Annotated in this window: 19 protein-coding genes; 13 read left to right on the top strand and 6 right to left on the bottom strand. The window is 37.7% G+C overall.

What is annotated here, in order from left to right; all coding sequences use genetic code 11:
- Nucleotides 1–61 precede the first annotated feature (61 nt).
- From IQ215_RS05220 to IQ215_RS05235, 4 genes are all read right to left on the bottom strand, one after another.
- Nucleotides 62–1,024, bottom strand: coding sequence for a glycosyltransferase family 9 protein (locus IQ215_RS05220; RefSeq protein WP_193800259.1), 963 nt, complete (start codon nt 1,022–1,024; stop codon nt 62–64).
- An 87-nt stretch (nt 1,025–1,111) separates the two neighbouring features.
- Nucleotides 1,112–1,588, bottom strand: a complete 477-nt coding sequence (coaD, locus tag IQ215_RS05225; protein WP_193800260.1) for a pantetheine-phosphate adenylyltransferase — start codon at nt 1,586–1,588, stop codon at nt 1,112–1,114.
- A 109-nt stretch (nt 1,589–1,697) separates the two neighbouring features.
- Nucleotides 1,698–2,036: a thioredoxin family protein gene (locus IQ215_RS05230; RefSeq protein ID WP_193800261.1), complete on the bottom strand. Its 339-nt coding sequence runs from the start codon at nt 2,034–2,036 to the stop codon at nt 1,698–1,700.
- 168 nt (nt 2,037–2,204) lie between these two features.
- The gene (locus IQ215_RS05235; RefSeq protein ID WP_193800321.1) at nt 2,205–2,882 is read right to left on the bottom strand and encodes an NnrU family protein; all 678 of its coding nucleotides are present in this window, start codon (nt 2,880–2,882) and stop codon (nt 2,205–2,207) included.
- A gap of 269 nt (nt 2,883–3,151) precedes the next feature.
- Between IQ215_RS05235 and IQ215_RS05240 the strand changes: the two genes are divergently transcribed.
- From IQ215_RS05240 to IQ215_RS05275, 8 genes are all read left to right on the top strand, one after another.
- Nucleotides 3,152–4,153 carry a LysR family transcriptional regulator gene (locus IQ215_RS05240; RefSeq protein ID WP_193800262.1) on the top strand — a complete coding sequence of 334 codons (1,002 nt, stop codon included), beginning with the start codon at nt 3,152–3,154 and terminating at the stop codon, nt 4,151–4,153.
- A 114-nt stretch (nt 4,154–4,267) separates the two neighbouring features.
- Nucleotides 4,268–5,275 (top strand): phosphoribulokinase, encoded by a 1,008-nt coding sequence (locus IQ215_RS05245; RefSeq protein ID WP_193800263.1) that lies wholly within the window; start codon nt 4,268–4,270, stop codon nt 5,273–5,275.
- Between the two features lie 102 nt (nt 5,276–5,377).
- The gene (locus IQ215_RS05250) at nt 5,378–6,805 is read left to right on the top strand and encodes a phosphoglucomutase/phosphomannomutase family protein (protein WP_193800264.1); all 1,428 of its coding nucleotides are present in this window, start codon (nt 5,378–5,380) and stop codon (nt 6,803–6,805) included.
- A gap of 159 nt (nt 6,806–6,964) precedes the next feature.
- The gene (locus IQ215_RS05255; protein WP_193800265.1) at nt 6,965–7,486 is read left to right on the top strand and encodes a YqeG family HAD IIIA-type phosphatase; all 522 of its coding nucleotides are present in this window, start codon (nt 6,965–6,967) and stop codon (nt 7,484–7,486) included.
- 275 nt (nt 7,487–7,761) lie between these two features.
- Nucleotides 7,762–8,313 carry a hypothetical protein gene (locus IQ215_RS05260; protein ID WP_193800266.1) on the top strand — a complete coding sequence of 184 codons (552 nt, stop codon included), beginning with the start codon at nt 7,762–7,764 and terminating at the stop codon, nt 8,311–8,313.
- 326 nt (nt 8,314–8,639) lie between these two features.
- Nucleotides 8,640–9,356: a hypothetical protein gene (locus IQ215_RS05265; protein ID WP_193800267.1), complete on the top strand. Its 717-nt coding sequence runs from the start codon at nt 8,640–8,642 to the stop codon at nt 9,354–9,356.
- Nucleotides 9,310–9,612: a hypothetical protein gene (locus IQ215_RS05270; RefSeq protein ID WP_193800268.1), complete on the top strand. Its 303-nt coding sequence runs from the start codon at nt 9,310–9,312 to the stop codon at nt 9,610–9,612. The genes IQ215_RS05265 and IQ215_RS05270 overlap by 47 nt, the downstream gene beginning before the upstream one ends.
- A 660-nt stretch (nt 9,613–10,272) precedes the next feature.
- Nucleotides 10,273–10,677 carry a hypothetical protein gene (locus IQ215_RS05275; protein WP_193800269.1) on the top strand — a complete coding sequence of 135 codons (405 nt, stop codon included), beginning with the start codon at nt 10,273–10,275 and terminating at the stop codon, nt 10,675–10,677.
- 34 nt (nt 10,678–10,711) lie between these two features.
- Here the strand turns inward: IQ215_RS05275 and IQ215_RS05280 are convergent, their stop codons facing one another.
- Entirely contained in the window at nt 10,712–11,434 is a 723-nt protein-coding gene (locus tag IQ215_RS05280) for a lipoate--protein ligase family protein (protein ID WP_193800270.1), read from the bottom strand.
- 179 nt (nt 11,435–11,613) lie between these two features.
- Between IQ215_RS05280 and IQ215_RS05285 the strand changes: the two genes are divergently transcribed.
- Together IQ215_RS05285 and IQ215_RS05290 are read left to right on the top strand one after the other, a co-directional pair.
- Nucleotides 11,614–11,970 carry a DUF1815 family protein gene (locus tag IQ215_RS05285; RefSeq protein ID WP_193800271.1) on the top strand — a complete coding sequence of 119 codons (357 nt, stop codon included), beginning with the start codon at nt 11,614–11,616 and terminating at the stop codon, nt 11,968–11,970.
- A 259-nt stretch (nt 11,971–12,229) separates the two neighbouring features.
- The gene (locus IQ215_RS05290) at nt 12,230–14,707 is read left to right on the top strand and encodes an endonuclease MutS2 (protein ID WP_193800272.1); all 2,478 of its coding nucleotides are present in this window, start codon (nt 12,230–12,232) and stop codon (nt 14,705–14,707) included.
- Between the two features lie 281 nt (nt 14,708–14,988).
- Here the strand turns inward: IQ215_RS05290 and IQ215_RS05295 are convergent, their stop codons facing one another.
- Nucleotides 14,989–15,309: a HepT-like ribonuclease domain-containing protein gene (locus IQ215_RS05295; RefSeq protein WP_193800322.1), complete on the bottom strand. Its 321-nt coding sequence runs from the start codon at nt 15,307–15,309 to the stop codon at nt 14,989–14,991.
- 216 nt (nt 15,310–15,525) lie between these two features.
- Between IQ215_RS05295 and IQ215_RS05300 the strand changes: the two genes are divergently transcribed.
- The 3 genes from IQ215_RS05300 to IQ215_RS05310 all read left to right on the top strand — a co-directional run bounded on the left by IQ215_RS05300 (nt 15,526) and on the right by IQ215_RS05310 (nt 19,151).
- Nucleotides 15,526–15,834 carry a hypothetical protein gene (locus IQ215_RS05300; RefSeq protein ID WP_193800273.1) on the top strand — a complete coding sequence of 103 codons (309 nt, stop codon included), beginning with the start codon at nt 15,526–15,528 and terminating at the stop codon, nt 15,832–15,834.
- A 128-nt stretch (nt 15,835–15,962) separates the two neighbouring features.
- Complete coding sequence (murJ, locus tag IQ215_RS05305; protein WP_193800274.1) at nt 15,963–17,561, top strand: murein biosynthesis integral membrane protein MurJ; 1,599 nt, start codon at nt 15,963–15,965, stop codon at nt 17,559–17,561.
- 3 nt (nt 17,562–17,564) lie between these two features.
- Nucleotides 17,565–19,151 (top strand): M16 family metallopeptidase, encoded by a 1,587-nt coding sequence (locus tag IQ215_RS05310; protein WP_193800275.1) that lies wholly within the window; start codon nt 17,565–17,567, stop codon nt 19,149–19,151.
- The last annotated feature ends 9 nt before the right edge of the window (nt 19,152–19,160 follow it).

The raw sequence follows: 19,160 nt of genomic DNA on the forward strand, positions 1-19,160 counted from the left end.
CACCCTACACAAACAATGAGATTTTGAGAATATAAGATTAATTGTCCACCGTCAATTTTCTTTACCCTTGCCACATTTTTTCTAAAATTTTCTCGGTGGGTATATCGGCAATGTTTTTGCTTAGGGATTGAATACCGATAAATCGATCGCTCTTAGGAGGTAATAATTTATCAGCTTGGGTAGGCCCAAATAAAGCGATGGTATAAGTGCCTACGGCTACGGATAAGTGCATAGGGGCGCTGTCGGTACATAACATCAGATTTGCCCCAGCGATGAAAGCGGATAATTTGCCAATATCTGGAGGGCTAATAACTTTTAGGTTGTTACATAATTGTAACATTTCCGCCGTCCATTCCTGGTCATCGGGGCCGTTTAAAAGGACGATGGGTAGATTAGGCTGTTTTCTTTGTACATCTTCGACAATTCTTTGCCATTTGGGTACGGGGTAAATTTTATCGATACCTTTGGTTTTTGCCAGCGCACTCGAGCCCCCGTGGATGAGGATATAACCTGATTCTTTGATGTCTAGCCTTCTTTGTTCAGACTCTGCCCATTCAATGTCTTCTTTGGGTACATTAATAGCCAAAGGAGGGCAAGGATTAGAGATATTCAAACCATGGACAAGATCATGGTACATATAAGCGGCATACTGTTCGGTTTTTAGTTCTACGGGGTTGTTAATAAACCAAGATTTAGGTCCTTGATAACCCACACGGGTAGGAATACCATTAAGCCAGAGGAGGAAGCCCACTGCCCAATTACGCCCAAGGGTAACGGCAACTTCATATTCTCTATCTCTAATGATGCCCAAAAGGTTGAGGTAGTCGGCTAGTCCATTTTTATCTTTATAATCAAAGACTAACACTTCTTTGACGTAAGGACAGACACGGTAAGCATTTTTTGACCGAGGCTCTACAATGACATCAATAACGGCTTTAGGATATTGATCTTTGAGAGTTTTTAAAGTAGGAAAAAATAAAATTTGATCTCCGATACCACCGGGGATAAGAGCTAAAATCCGCATTGTAATAAAATAAATAAAGTATCTATATGAGCTTAATTTTAAGGTATTCGTTGACGATAGCTATTATGTTTTGTTAAAAATTTTAGGTTACTTTTGTAATGCTTTGTAAATATCAAGGGCGATCGCCTCAGGCACTAAATGATCAATTTTACCCCCAAATCGAGCAATTTCTTTGACCACACTACTACTAACAAAGCTATGCTCGGTATTAGTCGCCAAAAAAACCGTTTCCACATTATTGGCTAGGGTTTTATTAATATGAGCCATTTGCAATTCCTGCTCAAAATCTGACAACACCCTTAAACCCCTCAATAAAACCCCTGCCTTTTTCAACTGAGCATATTCCACCGTCAAACCCGAAAAACTATCCACCTCCACATTAGGAATGTCTTGGGTACAAAGGGAAATTTGTTTTACCCTCGTTTCCAAACTAAACAAAGGCTTTTTATTAGGATTTTTCAACACTGCCACAATGACTTTATCAAATAAAATACTACCCCGTTGTATCAAATCTAAATGTCCTAGGGTAATGGGATCGAAACTACCGGGGTATATTGCAATCATGATTTATGAGAATGGGGAATAGGCAATGGGCAATGGGGAATAGGCAATGGGCAGGACAAAATTCATTGAAGTTTAATTGTCCATTGTCAATTGTTAATTGTCAATTATCTTAAGCAGTTTTGTGCATCAGATTTAACATTACATCATTAACCGTTTTATATAAATGTTCCCTATTATGGAAACTTTCGAGACGCTCAATGATTTCCCCTCGATGCATCAGAATAAGGGTGGGTAAACTGCTGAGACTATAATTATTAGCCAAGCGCAAATTTTGATCAGCATTGATACTGACAATTTTTAAATTTGTTTCCCACTCAGACTCAAGACGATTGAGAATCGGTTGAAGCATCATACATAAACCACACCAAGGCGCCCAAAAGTTAATTAAAACCATTTGAGAAGACTCTAAAACTTCTCGCTCAAAAGATTCTTGACTGACAGAAATCATATTAATTTGTTTTATCTAAATAACTAAAAAATTTATAAAATTGCGATGTCGAATCAGATAATAGCCTAAGAAGGGTAATTAATTATTGATTTAACAATTTTTTATTGATGCCATTATTGATCCCCTACCTATATTGTGCAAGATGAAAGGGGAAATCATCCAACTAAATTACCAACTTACACGACTAGTAACTGTCATTAACCAGGGATGGATAAACCAAAATAAAAGGGTAAATGCTGTTACACCCACGTAAGCAGGTTTTAAAAATTCTTGCCATTTTAATTGTTGCCTACCATCAAAGATAGCTAAACCGGGTAAAACGGAGGTTCTTTCCTTGACTTTTAAGAATGCTTCTCCGTAACGTTTGGTAAGTCTTTTGTCTCCATGCCACACCGCAAAAAGATGATGACCAATTAAACCCAGAGAAGTAACAATGGTAAAGGTTGTACCAAGCCAGATAGTGTGGGCAATACACCAAATAACTTGTCCTACCATTTGCGGATGGCGACTAATACGGATAATGCCTGATTCGTACAGATGTACTTGAGGTTTTTGGATAGCTGCAATTTCCAAAAGGTTGAAGGTGGCAGGGTAAAGAAATATGAAGGAGATGGCTGATAATATCCAAACGGTGGTTTTGACTCCTGATACTTCTTGTATTTGCCATAATAGGGCGCCATCATAGCGATGGTTAAAAAAGTAAATGATTAATACGGTGGCAAAGGGAATGCTCACCAGGGCAAATAATACTCGATATAGTCTTGCTCCTATTTTACTTTCTCCCCATGGTCGTAGAGCAGCTAAACCGCTATGGGCGATCGCAAAGCCCACTAACATACCAAGCATAATAAAATGACTAGAAGTTAACCACCCGGGAAAGTTAATGATGGTCAGAAAAAAAGTATATGGAGGAAAAAAATTAATAATTTCTACCGCAAAAGGGGTCATAAAGTTTATACTTATGGGATAAATATATAATAAATACTTATTTTATTGTTTACCTAGATCTTATCAATAAATAGGGTCAAAACTGATCCCAATCTACTTAATATCTAGTTTTAGTCATTATTTTCTCAAAATAAATTAAAATTTTAATAACGAAATCTAATTTTACTATGGCTGAGATTCCTTTTTCCCTTGATCAATTACGGATTTTAAAAGCAATTGCCGAGGAGGGTAGTTTTAAACGGGCGGCGGATAGTCTTTATGTCTCTCAACCGGCCATCAGTTTACAAATACAAAATCTTGAAAAACAATTGACTGTACCTTTATTCGATAGGGGAGGAAGGAAAGCTCAATTAACCGAAGCGGGTAATCTTTTACTGGCCTACGGTGAAAAAATTATTACCCTCTGTCAAGAAACCTGTAGGGCGATCGAAGATTTACAAAATTTACAGGGGGGAACTTTAATCGTGGGGGCTTCCCAAACCACGGGAACATATTTACTACCCCGCATGATCGGTCTATTTCACCAAAAATATCCCTACGTCTCCGTACAACTACAAGTCCACTCCACTAGGCGCACCTCTTGGGCGGTGGCTAATGGACAGGTAGATTTAGCCATCATTGGGGGGGAAGTACCTTCGGAATTACAAGAGGTATTAGAAATTATTCCCTACGCAGAAGATGAATTGGCATTGATTATTCCTCCTAATCATCCTTTTGCTGAACAAGAAACCATCGCCGCTGAAGATTTATATCACCTCAATTATATTACCCTCGATTCTCAATCCACTATTCGTAAAGTAATCGATCAAGTATTAACCAGAAGTGGTATTAATACCAATGATTTGAGGGTAGAAATGGAGTTAAATTCCATCGAAGCCATTAAAAATGCCGTTTTATCAGGGTTAGGGGCTTCTTTTGTGTCCGTAACAGCCATCGAAAAAGAACTCAAAATGGGAGTATTACACCGCGCCCCCATCGAAGGGGTAGAAATCAGACGCACCCTTTCTGTGATTGTCAACTCTAACCGTTATCGTTCCAAAGCTGCCGAAGCCTTTATTAAAGAGATATTACCCCAATTCTCCACCGAAAACTATAATCAATCCCTTGAAAAACTGTCCAGAGAGAATCAAGCATTTTTAGATAAAGAAGTAGAAATTTCTGATGTTTAAAATCAAAAAACAAAACAATTAGATATAGAATAGTGTGCAATTGACTGATAAGATAACAATCAATAGCAAGATTACTTATATAAAGTATATTTAGTTTCACATATAGAGGAAAAAATGACTCAAGATAAAGTAGTAATTATTGGAGTAGCAGGAGATTCTGGCTGCGGTAAATCAACTTTTTTACGTCGTTTAGAAGACTTATTCGGTAAAGAATTTATGACCGTTATTTGTCTTGATGACTATCATAGCTTAGACCGTAAAGGTAGAAAAGCAGCAGGGGTTACTGCTTTAAATCCTAAAGCCAACAACTTCGACTTAATGGCCGAACAAATTAAAGCCTTAAAAAATGGTCAAGCCATTGATAAACCTATTTATAACCACGAAACTGGAGAATTAGATCCTCCCGAAAAAATTGAACCTAACAAAGTAATTGTAATCGAGGGTTTACATCCTCTTTATGATGCTAGAGTAAGAGAATTAGTTGACTTCAGTGTTTACCTCGACATTAGCGAAGAAGTAAAAATTCAATGGAAAATTCAGCGTGATATGGCTGAAAGGGGTCATACTTATGATGATGTGGTGGCTTCTATTAATGCTAGAAAACCTGACTTTACTGCATACATCGAACCTCAAAAACAATATGCAGACATTGTTATTCAAGTATTACCTACTCAGTTAATCGAAGAAAAAGAAGGTAAAATCTTACGAGTTCGTTTAATTGAAAAAGAAGGTATCGAACATTTTGAGCCTACCTATCTATTTGATGAAGGTTCTACCATTGATTGGCGCCCCTGTGGACGTAAGTTAACCTGTTCTTACCCCGGGTTAAAAATGTATTATGGGCCTGATAACTACATGGGTAATGATGTTTCTATTCTCGAAATTGATGGTCAGTTCGACAATTTAGAAGAAATGATCTATGTAGAAAGTCACCTCAGCCGTACTGGTACTAAATACTATGGTGAAATGACCGAGTTATTGTTAAAACATAAAGAGTATCCTGGTTCTAACAATGGTACTGGTTTATTCCAAGTTTTAGTGGGTCTAAAAATGCGTGAAACCTACGAAAAAATTACTGGCACCGTTGCTAATAGCGAGTCTCAAGAGGTTGCTCAGGTTTAATTTTTTTTAAGGTGTGAGGTTTTAAGTGTTAGGAAATTTTTATTTTTGATATTCAGTTATCACTATATATTTACTGTCAAGTTTCCGTCGTAAATTGTATTTATGCCTTTTCAAGCTAGTCCGATTAAATTTGGTACGGATGGGTGGCGTGGAGTAATTGCCGCTGATTTTACTATGGAGAGGGTGGCGAAGTTAGCTCCTCTTTGTGCGCAGGTTTTGAAGGAAGATAAACCCCATGGTAATTTGATGATTGTGGGTTTTGATCGTCGTTTTTTGGCGGAAGATTTCGCTTTGGTGGCTTCTCAGGCTTTACAAGAGTATGGTTACGATGTTCTATTGGCGGATAGTTATGCCCCGACTCCTGCTTTTAGTTGGGCGGCTAAGGAAAAGGATGCTTTGGGGGCTTTGGTGTTGACGGCTAGTCATAATCCTGCTCAATATCTAGGTTTGAAGGTGAAAGGGGCTTTCGGTGGTTCGGTGTCGGGGGAGGTTACGAGTAAGATTGAGGGGTTGTTAGACCATGATTTGCCGAGGGCTTCTCAAGTCGGCACTTTGACAAAATTTGATCCTTGGGATAGTTATACAAAACAGTTGGCTAAATTAGTGGATGTATCGGCTATTGTAGGGGCGATCGCCTCTGGGAAACTAGATTTGATTGTTGATGTGATGCATGGCGCAGCTTCTACGGGTTTAAGTCGCATCCTTGGCTGTAGTATTAATGAAATAAATGCCCAAAGAGATCCGCTGTTTGGGGGTAATGCCCCTGAACCTCTAGCTCGTTATATTCCTGAGTTATTCCGTGAGATTAAAGAAAGGGGTAAAACTAATCCTGATGCCCTACGAGTTGGTTTAGTGTTTGATGGAGATTGCGATCGCATTGCGGCGGTAGATGATCAGGGAAACTATTGTAGTACGCAAATTTTAATTCCCATTTTGATTGAACATTTATCTCAAAATAAAGGATTAACGGGGCAAATAGTGAAAACTGTCAGCGGTTCAGATTTAATCCCCAAAGTGGCAAAACTATATGATATTCCCCTCTCAGAAACTCCCATCGGTTATAAATACATTGCCGAAAAAATGTTAACTAGCCAAGTTTTAGTGGGGGGCGAAGAATCAGGGGGAGTAGGTTACAGTACCCATATTCCCGAACGAGATGCCCTTTTATCGGCTTTATATGTCCTTGAAGCCATGGTTAAGTTTGGAAAAAATATTGGGGAATTATATGGAAATTTACAGGAAAAAACTGACTTTGTTTCCCACTACGATCGCATCGATTTAACTTTAGCAAGTATGGAGCAAAAAAATCAATTACAAGCTACCCTTGCCAGTAAACCCTTAGAACAAATTGCGGGAAAAAAAGTAACTGATTGTTTAGCCATTGATGGTTATAAATACCGTCTTGAGGATGAAAGTTGGTTATTAATTCGTTTTAGTGGTACTGAACCTTTATTAAGGTTATATTCTGAGGGTAATTCTTTAAAAACTGTCCATGAAAATCTTCATTGGGCAAAACAGGAATTTAGTTAAAAAAATGGTTGATTGTGCTATTCAAATAATCTCGGCTCGGATACAATGCTTACAGCACTAACCAAATTTTATGATGTTTAAGGGTGTTTTTCACCCTATTTTTTGTCTTTTTTTTGGCAGACTGCTACAACAGACACCATAGCTAATTGATTGTTTTCTATGTCAAAATCTCATTTATTACAACCGGATTTGGTTTTGGGGGATGTGGTAACTAAGTTAAGTCCTTCTATCATCCAACAATATAATTTAAAGGGTTTAGTTTTAGATGTGGATGAAACCCTTGTGCCTTTTAAGGAAAATACTATTTCCCCTGAATTAGAACAATGGATTTCACAAGTACGCCCTTTAGTTGATTTATGGTTGGTTAGTAATAACCTTAGTAAAAGTCGTATAAGTGCGATCGCCTCTACCCTAGATGTCCCCTTTATTTTTGGAGCTAGAAAGCCATCTCGAAAAAAACTTCGTCAGGCCGTTAATGCCATGAATCACCCCGTAGATAAGGTTGCGATGGTGGGCGATCGTCTATTTACCGACGTTTTAGCGGGAAATCGCCTAGGAATGTTTACCATTTTCGTTGAACCCATGGAAAACACCGAAATATCAAAAACTCCTCTTTTTTCAATTCGTAATTTTGAAGTATGGTTATCCCAAAAAATCGGTATTTCTCTTTACAAAAATTAACTGCTGTAACATTTCTTATTAATTCTTTATTTTCCGAAAATAAACATTAAATAAATATTAAGAAAATTAAGAAAACTTTAGATATATGTCATTATAGTTCTCGAAGATAAATTGAGGTCAGCTTATATAAAGACCTTAAGCATATATAACTCCATATAAAACAACGGGACATTTTGCCAAGGCAGAATGTCCTTTATATTAAATAAAAAAATAGCCCAATCATCTTAATTTCACAAAAAAACTTCACCTGAATAATTAAAAATTTTCCCTTATTTATGGAGCAAGTTATTAACGCTTCCCACAGCAAAGATTTTGTTACCTATGCTCACCCAAGTTTAATTATTAATCGTTTTATAATTGACATAACCTACACCGCAGGTAGCTATGGCATGGGAGGTTATGGTTTTCTTGGTTTTCAATTAAGCCCCACAGAAAAAAGAAAACAAGAATGGCTCATATGTACAATATTTAGTGCCAGTGATTGGTTTACAGTAAACGGTAGATGGTTAAGTTGTCACCCCGCCCAATATCCTCAGCAACAACCCCTTATGGGGACAATTTACGATCCCCACACCAAAAATAAGTACTCATCACCCCTAAAAACATGGGATGATTTTAAACCCCTCATTCTAAATAAAAAAATTAGCCAATTTGACTGCAAAAAAAATAGTTGCCAAATGATCATAGAAGAAAATATTATCGCCATAAATCCCAGTAGTAATAATCGTCCCCCCTTTTATGGTTCTAGGCAACCCCGTGATTTCGACGAAAAAGACGATTTGCGTAAGGCTTGGATTTTAGCCCGAGAAATCTATTTATATTTATAACTTAATTAATAACTCAAAACACACTATATTTGCCAACAAATAATTTTGTTAAGTTTATTACGTTTGCTCCAATCTCTAAACAAATTTAATTTTTACTATTCGTTATGAAATTAGATTTTAATAACTATATTTTTTTTTGCTTTTTATATAGATAGCCTGTGATTATCTTCTCTTACTTTAAATTCAAGATAACTTTATTTAACGATGAAATAAAATTTGAATGTTACATCTTATCCTAATTTTTAATATTATTATTGACATTGATAATATAATCAAACTATTCAATCTCACCCATAGAGATAGATACACTTAAAGGAGCGAAACTAATGACTACTTCGGGTTTATTTTCATCAGCCACAATTCCAGGAACATTTGATCTTAATGACTTCTATCGTACTTTTAACATTGGCGATCCTCAAACTAGACCAGATGCTAGGACTATAGATGAGTTTAATTTCTCAGTTAATGAACCAACAAGCGTTACCGAAGGATTTAATCCAGCCGCACAATTTAGCGTTGGTTTTTCTTTACAAACACCCGGACTAGGAAGAACTCGTTTTAATAAACAAATAATACTGGTAGATCTTAATGATAATTCTGTTAAAAATCTGCGCTCAGGTGATGCTGAAACTATTCTTTTTACTTCTGGTGTAATAGAAATAGGGTCAGATTATCGGGTTTTAGCCGTGGGCAGAGGACCAGAGAATACGACTATTAATTTATTTAATCCTCCACTTCCCATTAATTACAATGCATCTGTAAATACGAATACTACTGAAAATTCACCAATTAGACCAGGATTTACATTTACCCCCAAAATTACTAACTTTGATGATCCTGAAAATTCTAATGGCGGTAGTTTAACTATTCTCGATGGAGTATTAGAACAAGAGGATAGTCTTTTTATTGCCAAAAACCAAATTAAAGGTTTTCTTAACGCTGATGAGACTTTGGGAGCAACGGTAGGTTATGCTGATGAATTTCTTTTGAGTCCTAATGGTAATCAAGGTAATTTTACTATCTTTCTGGCGCAACGCCATTAATCGAGGAGAAGTAAGCCTACCTGCGATCGCCCTTGAAATAGTATTAGGCGCAAGAGATAGCGACATCGTCAAAGTCAGAAATAAAATTACCAGTGCCGATTTATTTACCGATGCCTTGTTTGGGGGATTTGAAAATCGCTATATTGGTTCTAATGCCGAAACCATAGGAAGAAACTTCCTCAGTAACATAGATACCTCTGTCGCCACCACCAATCAAGTATCAGCAGCAGTTAATAGCTTACCAATTGTCGTTTAAATCTTGAAAAAATAAAACATAAATAATGGACAATAAAACCTAAGTTAATTGAGTTCGGGATAAAATTTACAGAAACTGTATTTTATACTGAATCAGCGAATCAAAATATGTTTTAGTTCAATTTATTGAACGATAAATTCCTAGCCTTGTAATTCATTGCAAGGCTTTAACGAGGTGTTGAAAATTAAGTGTTAGGTATCACACCTTTAACCAAATAAACCAAGGAAATTGATTAAAAAAAAGCTCTAGGAAATCCAGCTTAATTTAACCCATTGAACGTCAGTTATTAGCCTTATAATTTATTGGCATTGCTGATTTTGAGTGTGAAACATTATTAAATTACAGTACATGTATAGTATTAAAACTATTATGACTATTGCCCATTGCCAAACTAAACTAAAAATCATACCTTAATTCACCAACACCAATTTATTAAATGGTGGAAAAATTAGCAAAATATTATTTTTCGATAATACATTACTCAACCTCAATATTATTCACCGTGGGTAATGTTAAACTTTGTCAATCAAATTTGTCATAAAGCCAAAAATAGATTGTAAACTATCAATAATTCATCTCCATAGAGCTTATATCAGATTAAAATAAAAGAATTTCCATCTCCAACTTAGGTATTATTTAACTTTACATATAACTTTTACCATGACCAAAAAAAATATTAGAGGGAATAAAACAACCCCACTGCGCTCCCATAATCTGGAAATATCTCGCCCCCAAACCCCTAATCGTCAAATGCCAAGAAAATATGCAGTAAAAACCATCCAAAAACAACCCCAAAACACCAGAAAAAAACATCCTACCAAAGTTCACCCCCAGCATACCAACAAAACTAACGTAGCGAATCAAGACAAAAACAGTATTCTTAAATATTTAATCGTCATCACAGGCACTATTTTCACCTTTGGTAGTTTAGGCTTTGGCTACACCCTCAGATATGCCCATAAATGGCAACAATTGATGGTCAATGAAACAGATGTTAACAATATTATTCAAGGGCAAGAAGTTATCAAACAAGAAATCATTCAAGAATTAAGAATCAACAACTAAGGGCGCTCTTTTGACAACATCTCCCTATTTTTTTTCATTCAGCCCTAATTAATCTCCATTCCTCCGCCGAAAGAGGTTGATGGATAAACTCACATTCAAAACATTCTTCTGCTGCCCTTAATAAAGTATTAATAATATGATTTAGAGAGGGAATTTGAGACAAAATTTGTTTGGGAGGAAGGCAATGAAAAACCTGCTCAAATAGCTCTGATTGTGGCTCTAACAACATTGAACCATGTTGGAGGGTAAATTTCCCCTTTTTTAATTGGGCGCTACCAATGAACTTATTTCCCCCATCATCTATTAAATCAGCGTTAGTAGAGAGGGCAAAACAATTAGAAGATTTTAAATACTGTCGTTGGGGTTTACCAAAAGAAAGATTTATCCCTAATTTTTGCCAACCCAAGATAAGAAACTGAGAAATTTGCCGATAAACTTCATCTAAATTCCCCTCAAACTGAGAAGTTATCACTGCATAGGTTAAGTCGCCTTGGTGTAATACAGCCCTGCCACCGCTAGGACGTTTCACTATATCTATTAATTTTCCTTGCCATTGCAGGTTATCCCAGTGGGGGGGATATTTTTTTCTCTGGCTAAATCCGAGGGAGATAGTGGGTTGATTCCAAGTATAAAAACGCAAAATAGGGGGGTGATTACACTTTTGATGTTGGGTTAATAACCATTGATCGATCGCCATTTGCTCTTTTCCTGAAAGGTTCAGCAAAGGGATAAAACGCCACGATAGTAGGGGTTTCATAGTATTAAGAGGAACAAAAAATAACTAAGTTAGTCATATTTTAATTAATTAGGGTATCCTTAAATTGTGACCGAAAATAATTACTTTTGCATTTTTGATTCAAGATAACATATAATAAATTTGGCAAATCTTAAATTATTATTAAGAATGTAAAGTAAAATTACCCATAGGAGGTAGAAATGTTCATAAGACTTGCGCAGGAATATAGAGAGTTTGTGAAAGATTTAGTCATGAATCTCCAAGCCCTAGCGATTGTATTAGAGAGGAGAGGTTATATTGCTTCTTGCTACACTTGTGGCACCCAGTTAACTAGCGCTTCTTTTATGGTGAGTTTGGGTGATAATCATTTGATTCGTTTTTTAGTTTCTGATTATGGTATCACTTGGACAGAAATGCAAGATGATCGAGAATTAATGAAGTTAGAAGGTGCGGAAGCTATTAGCCAGTTAGAGGAGTTAGCTAATTTGGTAAAATATCAGATCAAATCTTCTGAAAGTAAAGCTCCTAATTATGATCATAGTCTATTAGTGGGTTAATTTTTCCCTGGGATAAACTATTTTTCGTTTAGGAGAATAAATTTAACTCTCGTTCTCTTTTTGTATGACTGAGGGCTGATTTTTGGTTACAAATTTTTGGTTTTTTGAATAGCTGAAAATAATAATTTGCATCATCTTCCTTTAAAATAATTGTAATGCAATGTTTTGCTAACCTCAGCAAAATACTAAGTTGTCTCTATCTTGATATTAATCATTATCAATTCTCCATTATTCATTATCAGTTATTTTTTTACTTGCTTTGATTGAAAAAGAAACTTTCCGACTTTTAGAATGGCAGAGATTATGCCACCATCTTTCCACATTTTCAGCAACAAAGTTAGGTGCGATCGCATCTAGCCATTTAACTATACCCAAAACCCTGTCGGAAACGAAAAAGTTATTAGAGCAAACCAAGGAAGTATATCACATCGAAACTAGCTTAAATCCTAACTGGTCTTTCACTGGTATCCATGACATCGGAGACGCATTAGAAAGAGCAAAATTAGGCGGTATTCTCAAAGGAGAAGAATTATTAAACCTTGCCACTACCCTAGCAGGGGTAAGGAAATTGAGAAGAGTAATTGAAGATTTAGAAGACTCACCCACCCTTAAAGAATTAGTAGAGAGTTTAAGGACTTTCCCCGAATTAGAGCAAGAAATTCACTATTGCATAGATGATCGTGGGGAAATCACAGAAAGGGCATCTCCCCAATTAGGAGAAATTAGGCAAAAAATAAAGGGTTTAAGAAATAAGATTCAGCAAACCCTACAAAACATTATCCAGCGCAACGGTAACGCCCTCCAAGAGCCTGTGGTTACCCAAAGGGGCGATCGCTTCGTACTACCTGTTAAAGCGTCTCACAGTGGGCAAATATCGGGCATTGTTCATGATACCTCCACCACAGGATCAACCCTTTATACCGAACCAAAATCTATTATAGATCTAGGCAACCGTTTACAAACCAGCAGGGGGCAAGAAAAAAGGGAAGAAGAAAAAATATTACGCACCCTCACCGAGAAGGTAGCAGAAGTTTGGGAGGAATTAGAACAATTATTGGCGATCGCCACTGCCCTTGATTTAGCCACTGCCAAAGCTAGGTATAGTATGTGGCTAGAAGGAAACCCGCCCCAGTTTGTGAATTTTCAAAGCCAAGAAAATATCACCCTGCGTCAACTACGTCATCCCCTACTTATCTGGCAACAAAAAAAAGAAGAAAGCGCTGCAGTAGTTCCCATCGATGTTTTGATCAAATCCGATACTAGGGTAGTGGCTATTACTGGCCCCAATACAGGAGGAAAAACCGTCACCCTCAAAACCATTGGCATTACTGCCCTCATGGCAAAGGTGGGCATTTTTATCCCCGCTAAAGATCCTGTTTTAATACCTTGGTTTGATCAAGTTTTAGCGGACATTGGCGATGAACAATCCCTCGAGCAAAATTTATCTACCTTCTCAGGGCATATCCGCCGTATTATTCGCATTATGGATGCCCTCCATGGCTCTACACCAAGCCAGAACCTTGATGATGACTCCCCCACCGTAACCGAAGAACAGGGGCGAAATGAGCTTTCTAATAGCCTTGTATTGCTTGATGAAGTGGGGGCAGGAACAGATCCCACCGAAGGCAGTGCGATCGCCATTGCCATCCTCAAACATCTTGCCGACCATAATTTACTGACCATCGCCACCACCCATTACGGGGAACTAAAAACCCTCAAATATAACGACAGTCGCTTTGAAAACGCCTCCGTAGAATTTGACGATGTCAGTTTACAACCCACCTATCGGGTATTGTGGGGTATCCCGGGGCGCTCCAATGCCATCATTATCGCCCAAAGGTTGGGTTTACCCTCGGATGTTATTGCCGATTCCCAAGAGTTGGCAGGGGGCTTTTCTCAGGATGTCAACCAGTTAATTGGCGAGTTAGAAAACCAAAGAAGGGAACAGGAGGAAAAACATAAACAGGCTCAGGATTTATTAAGCAAAACCGAGCGTTTCTATCAAGAAGTAGAAGCCAAAGCCACTTCTTTACAGGATCGAGAAAGGGATTTAAAATCTCAGCAAGAACAAGCGGTGCAAAAAATGCTCCTTGATGCGAAAAGTCAGATTGCCCAGGTGATTAAGGAGTTACAGAAAAAAGGTAACCCCACCGCTCAGGAAGCCCAACAGGCAAGGGAAAATCTGGAGAAAATAGGCGATCGCTTCTTAAGCCCCATCCAAAAATCCCGTAAAAAATCTAGTTATAAACCCAAGGTAGGGGAGAGGGTGAGAATATTAAGCCTTGGGCAAACCGCCGAGGTGTTAGATGTGGATGAAACCGCCGAACAGTTAAGCGCTCGTTTCGGCATAATGAAGATGGTATTGCCCTTTACCGATATTGAATCTTTGGATGGTAAGAGGTTTGAGAAGGAAAAACCCCCGAAAACAGAGGTGAAACAAAAACCGCCTAAGACGCCAAGTAAAAATCAACCCGCCAAGACTACCGCAAGGGTAAGGGTAGAAAAAAATACTGTGGATATTCGTGGGCAAAGGGTACATTTAGCAGAACCTGTACTGGAAAGGGCGATCGCCTCTGCCACGGAATTAGGACTATTATGGATTGTCCATGGTAAGGGTACAGGGAGTTTACGCACTGGGGTTCATGACTTTTTACAACGGCATCCCCAAGTGAGCAAGTATGAAACCGCCCCCCGCAATGAAGGGGGTACAGGGGTTACTATCGCTTATTTGAAGTAGTTTTCTTGCAAGTTTCCGAAAACGCAAATAATATCGGCGTTGGTGAATTAAGATATGATTTTTTATTGAGGGAGGGAACAGGGAACGGGGAACAGGCAATAGTGATACTATTTTAATGTCTTAATTTCTAGTGTTATTCAATTATATTTCACACCATGATTAAGCAATGCCCAATATTTTAGTTCAATTTATTGAACGAATTACTATTAGCCGTGTAATTCATTACACGGTGGGCGAAGGTATAATCTATTAATAACGAATTATCTGAACTTGATATAATCTCATTCTTGATTGTTTTGGGGAGCAAGTTTTTCTATTAGCTCTAATAACTGGGGAATATCAATATCCGATGTTTTCCAGACTTCATCTAAGTTTGTATCGCCATATTCATGAATTAGATTATCTCTCATTCCTGCGATTAAAGACCAAGGGATTTGTGGATGATTATTTCTTAATTCAAAGGAAATACGTTTAACGGCTTCCCCAATAATCAGCAGTTGATATGAAATGGCAGATTGAACTTGATCATTTTCCAAAAATTGTGCTTTATTTAATCCATTTTTATACTTAATAATTTTATGACAAGCATTGACTATATCTATTAGAGAAGCTCGATCTTAATTATGGTATGAAATATAGTTCAATGATTAAACTAACCTAGTATTTAAGATACTATCACTATTGCCCCTTCCTTATTCTCCCTCCGAATTACCCTATTTTTTGATTATGAATACATAAGTTTGACAGAGTGTCTTTTGACACAAAAAACCTTTGGTATATATATTTTGGTCATCTCGATATTATATGTTTTACCCTCCATGAGACTAACTCTAAAAAACAAAAAACTAATTCAAATCGGTATTGCCCCCCACGATGGCATATTGTGCATCGGTATTTCTCCCCATGGTTTAATTTCCATCGGTGCTATTCCCCATGGCGTAATTTCCATTGGATTAGTACCCATGGGAGTATTTTCCATTGGTTTGGTATCTATGGGAATTTTTGCCCTTGGACAAGTTACCATGGGCGTTATGAGTTATGGAAGACAGGATATGAGTTTGATTAAGCTCAATAACGTTCAACCCCAAGAGTCTTTACCCATGAATCATGATCACCATCACCATTAATGCAATTCTCTACACGGGGTAAAACCACAGAAGATAAGAGCGAAAACCCAACACCTAAGACCTTAAATTATTGTCAATTGTTCATCATCCATAGATAATAAGTCAAGTCATAATATTCTTTTCTAGGCGTGAACAAAGGTAAAACAAGATCCATTGGCAATATTGCGGGGATAGTTGGTATTGGTACATTTATCAGTAAATTAACTGGGTTAGTAAGAGAACAAGTGGTGGCGGCTGCCTTTGGGGTTGGTGCGGTGGCCAATGCCTATGCTTATTCCTATGTGATACCTGGGTTTTTATTAATCCTTTTGGGGGGAATAAATGGACCATTCCACAGCGCTTTGGTGAGTGTTTTAGCAAAACGAGATCAAAAAGAAGCAGCGCCCTTAATTGAAACCGTTACAACTTTGGTGACGGGTATTTTATTTGTAGTAACCATTATTTTGATTGTTTATGCTAGTCGTTTTATTGATTTAATTGCCCCCGGTTTAGATTCAGAAGTAAGGGCGATCGCCATTACCCAATTTAAAATCATGGCACCTTTAGCCATTTTTGCGGGTTTAGTGGGCATCGGTTTTGGTAGCCTTAACGCCTCAGATCAATACTGGCTACCGAGTTTAAGCCCCCTTTTCTCTAGCTTAACCACCATCATCGGGGTGGGGGGCTTATTGTGGGTTTTGGGCGGACAAATCAACGATCCTGAATATTTGAGACTAGGGGGAATTGTCTTAGCATCAACAACCCTGTTAGGGGGTATCTGGCAATGGTTAGCCCAACAAATAGCCCTCGTCAAATCGGGTATTAGTCGTTTTCGCTTTCGCTTTGAATTTGGTAGGGAAGGGGTAAAAGACGTTATGAAAGTAATGATTCCCGCCACCCTCTCATCAGGAATGTTACATATCAACGTTTATACAGACCTATTCTTTGCCTCCTATCTGCCCAATGCGGCGGCGGCCATGCGTTACGCCAATTTTGTGGTTTTAACCCCTGTAGGCATCCTTTCTAACGTGATTCTCGTACCTTTTTTACCCGTCTTCTCCCGTCTCACTGAGCCTGAAAATTGGGGGGAATTAAAATTAAAAATTCGTCAAAGTCTTGTGTTAACAGGATTAACTATGTTTCCCTTTAGTGCTATTTTTGTGGCATTATCCCAACCCATTGTCAGAATTATCTATGAAAGGGGAGTATTTCGCGCCGATGCTTCCTCCATTGTTGCCCCTGTCTTACTAGCCTATGCTTTGGGGATGTTTTTCTATTTGGCAAGGGATGTATTAGTTAGGGTGTTTTATGCCCTTGGGGATGGTAATACTCCTTTTAAGATTAGCATTTTTAATATTTTTCTTAATGCTTTCCTCGATTATGTGTTGGTGAGAAGTTTTGAGGTGCAAGGCTTGGTATTTGCCACCATTGGAGTTAATGTGATTTCTTTAATCATTTTCATTGCTCTTTTACATCGTCGCCTTAATGGTTTGCCTCTGCTAGAGTGGGCTGGGGTGTTTGTCATCCTCGTGGTTGCTAGTGTGATTTCTGGCTTTGCTTGTTGGGGTATTCATCAGGGTTTAACTTCTTTTTGGGGTGATGAAAGTTTTATTCTGCAATTTATTAATCTCTCTGTGGCTAGTATAGGGGCGATCGCACTTTTCCTTATTTTTGGCAAACTGTTAAAATTACCAGAGTTAGAGCTTTTATCTAATAGAGTTTTAGCAAAAATCAAACGCAGTAAATAAACCATGAAAAAAGTTATTGATAACCAGAGGTTTAAACCCCTCAACTCACCCTTAAAACCATCAACTTTAACCCTAAAAAAAATATTTTCATTACTCTTAGCAACATTATTAATTTGGAATTTTAATCTTAATTCAGCCGTTGCACGAACCATCGAAAATAGATCAATTACCCCCTATTTAGAACAAGTAAAAAATAATATTACCGAATTTACTCTTAATAACGGTTTAAAATTTATTCTGCTCGAAAATCACCAAGCTCCCATCATTTCTTTTGTTACTTATGTAGATGTAGGGGGAGTCGATGAACCCCAAGGGCAAACAGGAGTAGCCCATTATTTAGAACATTTAGCCTTTAAAGGAACATCGGAAATAGGCACCATTAACTATGAACAAGAAAAGCCATTATTAGATAAATTAGCGCAACTCTTTGACCAAATTCAACAAGCAAAAAAAGAAAATAATCAACCAAAATTAGCTCAACTAGAAACAGAATTTAGACAAGTAAATCAACAAGCTAGTGAGTATGTAAACCAAAACGAATTTGGGCAAATTGTCGAAATCGAAGGGGGAGTAGGTTTAAATGCGGCTACCTCCGCTGACTATACCGCCTATTTTTATAATTTTCCTTCCAATAAACTAGAATTGTGGATGTATCTTGAGTCTAATCGATTTTTAGATCCCGTTTTTAGGGAATTTTATCAAGAAAAAGACGTTATCTTAGAAGAAAGAAGACTACGCACTGATAATTCTGCCATCGGTAAAATGGTGGAAGAATTTTTGTTAACTGCCTTTGTTTCCCATCCCTATCGTCGCCCTGTCATTGGTTTTGAGGAAGATATTCGCAATTTAACCCAAACTAATGTCCAAGATTTTTTTGATACCCATTATGGGGGCGGTAATATTACCATCGCCATGGTAGGGGATGTTAATCCCAATCAAGCCAGAGAAATGGCAGAGGAATATTTTGGACGTTTTCCAGATAGTGTCAAACCCTCTCGTCTTAGTATAAATGAACCAGAACAAAATGAAACAAGGGAAGTTGTGGTAGAATATCCCTCCCAACCTTTATACTTTGAGGGTTATCACATTCCTAGTTTAAATGACCCTGATTATCTGGTATATGAAATTATGGGTTCAATTTTAAGTGATGGTAGAACTTCTCGTTTATATAAATCCTTAGTAGAAGACAAAAAAGTTGCCCTCAGTGTCTCTGGTTTTAGTGGTTTTCCAGGGGATAAATACGAAAATTTGATGTTATTTTATGGAGTTTGCGCCCCGGAGCGATCGCCCGAAGAATTAGCCATAGAATTAGATAAGGAGATAGAAAAGCTCAAAACAGAGTTAGTATCACCTGAGGAGTTAGAAAGGGTAAAAACCCAAGCCACCGCCAATTTATTGCGCTCGGTTAACTCCAATGGAGGTATGGCAAATCTTTTGGCAGAATATCAAGCAAAAACAGGGGATTGGCGTAATCTCTTTACCCGTTTAGATGCCCTTAATGCAGTAACAGCCGAAGACATACAAACCTTAGCCCAAAAAACCTTTACCGATGAACATAAAACCATTGGCAAGTTGGAAACGGCTAGTTAAAGTTATTCC

The sequence above is a fragment of the Cyanobacterium stanieri LEGE 03274 genome (assembly GCF_015207825.1).
In the GTDB taxonomy this organism is placed as follows: Bacteria; Cyanobacteriota; Cyanobacteriia; order Cyanobacteriales; family Cyanobacteriaceae; genus Cyanobacterium; species Cyanobacterium stanieri_B.

Bases quoted from the DNA above. Each gene is read 5' to 3' on its own strand.
- IQ215_RS05245 (WP_193800263.1), top strand. From the start codon at position 4,268: ATGACTCAAGATAAAGTAGTAATTATTGGAGTAGCAGGAGATTCTGGC.
- coaD (WP_193800260.1), bottom strand. From the start codon at position 1,588: ATGATTGCAATATACCCCGGTAGTTTCGATCCCATTACCCTAGGACAT.
- IQ215_RS05250 (WP_193800264.1), top strand. From the start codon at position 5,378: ATGCCTTTTCAAGCTAGTCCGATTAAATTTGGTACGGATGGGTGGCGT.
- IQ215_RS05220 (WP_193800259.1), bottom strand. From the start codon at position 1,024: ATGCGGATTTTAGCTCTTATCCCCGGTGGTATCGGAGATCAAATTTTA.
- IQ215_RS05285 (WP_193800271.1), top strand. From the start codon at position 11,614: ATGTTCATAAGACTTGCGCAGGAATATAGAGAGTTTGTGAAAGATTTA.
- IQ215_RS05310 (WP_193800275.1), top strand. From the start codon at position 17,565: ATGAAAAAAGTTATTGATAACCAGAGGTTTAAACCCCTCAACTCACCC.
- IQ215_RS05275 (WP_193800269.1), top strand. From the start codon at position 10,273: ATGACCAAAAAAAATATTAGAGGGAATAAAACAACCCCACTGCGCTCC.
- IQ215_RS05230 (WP_193800261.1), bottom strand. From the start codon at position 2,036: ATGATTTCTGTCAGTCAAGAATCTTTTGAGCGAGAAGTTTTAGAGTCT.
- IQ215_RS05255 (WP_193800265.1), top strand. From the start codon at position 6,965: ATGTCAAAATCTCATTTATTACAACCGGATTTGGTTTTGGGGGATGTG.
- IQ215_RS05270 (WP_193800268.1), top strand. From the start codon at position 9,310: ATGGTAATCAAGGTAATTTTACTATCTTTCTGGCGCAACGCCATTAAT.
- IQ215_RS05280 (WP_193800270.1), bottom strand. From the start codon at position 11,434: ATGAAACCCCTACTATCGTGGCGTTTTATCCCTTTGCTGAACCTTTCA.
- IQ215_RS05235 (WP_193800321.1), bottom strand. From the start codon at position 2,882: ATGCTTGGTATGTTAGTGGGCTTTGCGATCGCCCATAGCGGTTTAGCT.
- IQ215_RS05240 (WP_193800262.1), top strand. From the start codon at position 3,152: ATGGCTGAGATTCCTTTTTCCCTTGATCAATTACGGATTTTAAAAGCA.
- IQ215_RS05260 (WP_193800266.1), top strand. From the start codon at position 7,762: ATGGAGCAAGTTATTAACGCTTCCCACAGCAAAGATTTTGTTACCTAT.
- IQ215_RS05300 (WP_193800273.1), top strand. From the start codon at position 15,526: ATGAGACTAACTCTAAAAAACAAAAAACTAATTCAAATCGGTATTGCC.
- IQ215_RS05265 (WP_193800267.1), top strand. From the start codon at position 8,640: ATGACTACTTCGGGTTTATTTTCATCAGCCACAATTCCAGGAACATTT.